The sequence below is a fragment of the Streptomyces sp. NPDC039430 genome (assembly GCF_055639435.1).
Window position 1 is genome coordinate 1 of the sequence record NZ_JBVKAK010000035.1, and the last position, 4,285, is coordinate 4,285.

Consider the following 4,285-nt stretch of genomic DNA (forward strand, 5'->3'; position numbering starts at 1 on the left):
TGGTGGAGTGGTTGCAGGGGTTGCAGAGCGAGCAGGTCGAAGCCCGCCGCCACGACCACCTCCCCCTCAACCGCGTCCAGGCACTCAGCGAACTCGGCCCCAGTCAGCCGCTGTTCGACAGTCTTGTGGTCTTCGAGAACGCCCCCGTCGACACCGATGGCGCCGCCCGGCACGGCCTGGAGATCAGCGAGATCGTGGTCGACCAGGCCACCAACTACCCCCTCAATCTCATCGTCTACAGCGGTGACCGACTGACGTTCACCCTCGCGTACGACCCGGACGTGTTCGACCGCGCCACCATCGAGAGTCTGCGCGGTGACCTCGTCCGGCATACGGGCACGGTCGCCGCCGCCCCCGCCGGGCACACGCTCGCGCGGCTGGACCTCCTCGGCGGCGAGCAGCGGCACCGGCTGCTGGAGGAGTGGGGCACGGGTGAGGAGCTGGCGGAGCGGCTGACGCTGGCGGGGATCTTCCGTGCTCAGCTGGACCGGACCCCGGATCTGCCCGCGGTGATCACTGATGAGATGACGCTGACGTACGCCGAGCTGTATGCGCGGGCGGCGCGGCTGGCGCACTTCCTGATCGGTGAGGGGGTGCGGCCCGGGCAGCGGGTCGCGGTGGCGATGGAGCGCGGCGTGGAGTGGCTCGTCGCCATGCAGGCCGTCCTGCACGCGGGCGGCGTCTACGTACCGCTGGATCCGAAGTTCCCCGCCGAGAGGTTCGCGCACATGCTGGCGGACTCCGGCGCGGTGCTGGTGCTCGCCGAGTCGTCGTCCCTCGGTGCGGCCATGCCCGCCGACGGCGGAGTCCGCGTTCTGGAAGTAGACGCTTTGGGTGGGGTGTTGGCGGGGTTTTCGTCGGTTCTTCCTGAGGTGTCGGTGGATCTGCGGCAGTCGGCGTATGTGATTTATACGTCGGGTTCGACGGGTGTGCCGAAGGGTGTGGAGGTTCCGGGTGGTGGGTTGAGTGCGTTTGTGGCGGGGTTGGGTGTGGGGTTTGGGGTGCGGCCGGGTGATCGGGTGTTGCTGACGGCGTCGCCGAGTTTTGATGCGTCGATTCTTGAGGTGTTGTCGGGGTTGGGTCTGGGTGGTGCGCTGGTCATCTCGCCTGCTGGTGTGGTGTCGGCGGAGGATTTGGTGGGGTTGCTGGTGCGTCATCGGGTGAATCACGCGTTTCTTGTCCCCGCTCTTCTGTCGGCGCTTCCTGTGGTGGAGTTGCCGGATTTGCGGTCGTTGATGGTGGGTGCGGAGGCGGTGAGTGCTGATCTGGTGGCGCGTTGGGCGCCGGGTCGGCGGATGGTGAATGCGTATGGTCCGTCTGAGGCGAGTGTTGCGGTGACGTTCAGTGATGCTTTGTCGGCGGAGGTGTGGGGTGTTCCGCCGATTGGGCGGCCGGTGGGGAATGCTCGGGTGTATGTGCTGGATGGGTGGTTGCGTCCGGTTCCGGTGGGTGTGGCGGGGGAGTTGTTTGTTGGTGGTGGGGGTGTGGCGCAGGGGTATGTGGGTTTGCGGGGTTTGACGGCGGAGCGGTTTGTGGCGGATCCGTTTGGTGGGGTGGGTGCGCGGATGTATCGGACCGGGGATGTGGTGCGGTGGTCTGCGGAGGGTGTGCTGGAGTTCGTGGGCCGGTCCGATGATCAGGTGAAGGTGCGGGGTTTCCGTATCGAGCTGGGTGAGGTGGAGTCCGCACTCGCCGGCCATCCGGACATCGCACAGGCTGTTGTGCTCGCCCTGCCCGTGCCGGGCGCCGGGAGCGCGAAGCGGCTGGTCGCGTACGTGGTGCCGGGCGCCGGCGCCGTCCCGACGGCGGCTGGTCTGCGGGAGTTCCTGGCGGGTGTGCTGCCGGAGTACATGGTGCCGTCCGCGTTTATGACGTTGGACGCGTTGCCGTTGATGCCGAATGGCAAGGTCGACCGCAAGGCACTGCCGAGTCCTGAGCCGGGCGGTGTCGAGGGGGCCGGGTATGTGGCTCCGCGTTCCGCGACGGAGGAGATTCTCTGCGGGATCTGGGCGCGGGTGCTCGGCCTTGAACAGGTTGGTGTGGACGACAACTTCTTCGATCTGGGCGGCGACTCGATCCTCAGCATCCAGGTCGTCTCCCAGGCCCGCGCGGCCGGGCTGCGTATCTCGCCCAAGGACGTGTTCGACCGCCAGTCGGTACGGGCCCTGGCCGAACACCTGAGCCGGGTGGCCGCGACGGACCCGGCGCCCGGCACGGCGGCACCCGCGTCCCTCGCGTCCGTCGAGGGCCCCGTACGCCTCACGCCCATCCAGGAGTGGTTCTTCGGGAGCCCGGCCGGCCCCTCGCACCGCTTCGACATGTCGATGGCCGCCACACTCGCCCCCGGTACGGACCTCGACGCGCTCGCGGGAGCGGTGGCCGCCCTGGTGGCTCACCACGACGGGCTGCGGCTGCGCTTCGTACGCGACGAGGCCGACGTATGGACGCAGCGCGTCGCCGCCGCGGCGGACGGCACACGTTCGTACACGGAACACACCGACCTCTCGCAACTCCCGTCCGGCGAGCGGCAGTCCGAGATGGACCGGCTCACGGACTCCGCCCGCGACGCCCTGGACCTCACCGAGGGACCGCTGCTCCGTGCGCTGACCTTCGGCCTCGGGGAGGACGGCGACCGGCTGGTGCTGCTGGTCCACCACGCCGTGGTCGACGGAGTGTCGTGGCGGGTGTTGCTGGAGGATCTGGCTCTGGCGTACGGGCAGTTGGTGTCCGGGGCGGTGGTGGATCTGGGTCCGCGTTCCGCGTCGTTCCAGGAGTGGGCTTCGCGGTTGCGGTCGCATGTGGAGGCGGGCGGCTTCGACGCGGAGCTGGAGTACTGGAGCGGGGTCGGCCAGGACGTACCGACCGAACTGCCGGGCGCGGCGACCACGGCGGAGCCGGCCGCGGGATCGCGATCGGCGGACCCGGCCGAGCCCACGGCGCCGGCCACCGCCTCGGCCGAGCTCTCGCCCGATGCCACGCGCAGACTCCTGCTCAAGGTGCCCTCGGTGTACCGCACGCGGGTCAACGAGGTGCTGCTCGCCGTGCTCGCCCGCGTCCTCGGCCACTGGACCGGCCAGGACCGCGTCCTCGTCGATGTCGAGGGGCACGGCAGGGAGGAGATCTTCCCGGACCTCGACCTGTCCAGGACCGTGGGCTGGTTCACCACCGTCTTCCCCCTGGAGCTGGTGTCCGGTACGGAGCCGGGATCCCGCGTCGGCGGCGAGGCGAGCGAGCCCGACTGGGCCGCACTCGTCAAGTCCGCCAAGGAACGGCTGCGTGCGGTGCCCGGCCGTGGCCTGGGCTATGGCGCGCTGCGCCATCTGCGCCGGTCGGTCCCCGCGATCCACCCGCAGGTCAGCTTCAACTACCTCGGCCAGTTCGACACCGCGGCGAGCGGTGCCGCGGGCTCAGGCTCCGCTCCGCGAGGGCCGCTCCAGGAGGTCGGGTTCATCCAGGACGACGCCGGCCTGCTCGCCGGTCGTGACCACGCCCTCGATGTGACCTCCCGGGTCGCGGACGGCCGGCTGCTGGTCGACTTCGTCTGGGCGCCCGGTGTGTTCTCCGAGGAGGTGATGGAGCGGCTGGCGTCGGCGTTCGTCCGAGAGCTGGAGGGTTTCCTCGCGCACTGTGAGCTGCCGGGCGCCGGCGGTGTCACGCCGTCGGACTTTCCGTTGTCGCCGCTGGATCAGGCGGGCCTGGACGCGGCGGTCGGTGACGGGCGTGGTGTCGAGGACGTACTGCCGTTGATGCCGTTGCAGTCCGGGATGCTCTTCCACGCCCTCGCCGAGGCCGACAGGCCGGCCTACTTCGAGCAGCTGATGTACGTGGTCGACGGCGTGCCGGATGTCGACCGGTTCGCCGCGTCCTGGCAGCGCATGGTCGACGAGATCCAGGCGCTGCGGATCGGGGTCGTGTGGGAAGGCGTGCCCGAACCGGTGCAAGTGGTCCACCGGGACGTACGTCTGCCGGTCGAGATCCTGGACTGGCGCGACAGCCTCCTGACGGAACAGGACGCCCGCTGGGAAGCCCTGCTGGCCGCCGACCACAAGCGAGGTCTGGATCTGCGGCGGGTGCCGCTCGCCCGGCTGACCCTGGCCCGGCTCGGCGAGGGCCGTGTCCGCGTGCTGTTCACCTTCCACCACATCCTGCTCGACGGCTGGAGCGTCGCGCGCGTGCTCTCCCTCGTCCTCGACGACTATGCGGCGCGGCGTGATGGGTTGGTGTTGCCGGTGGTGGTGGGTGGTCGTGGGCTGGGTGTTCAGGCGGGGTGGATGGCGGGGCGTGA

General features: G+C 69.8%; 1 protein-coding gene. It reads left to right on the plus strand.

What is annotated here, in order from left to right; translation table 11 throughout:
• Nucleotides 1-4,285, plus strand: a 4,285-nt coding sequence (locus tag ACZ7LS_RS36720) for an amino acid adenylation domain-containing protein (protein WP_385137450.1), incomplete at both ends; no start/stop codon positions are given.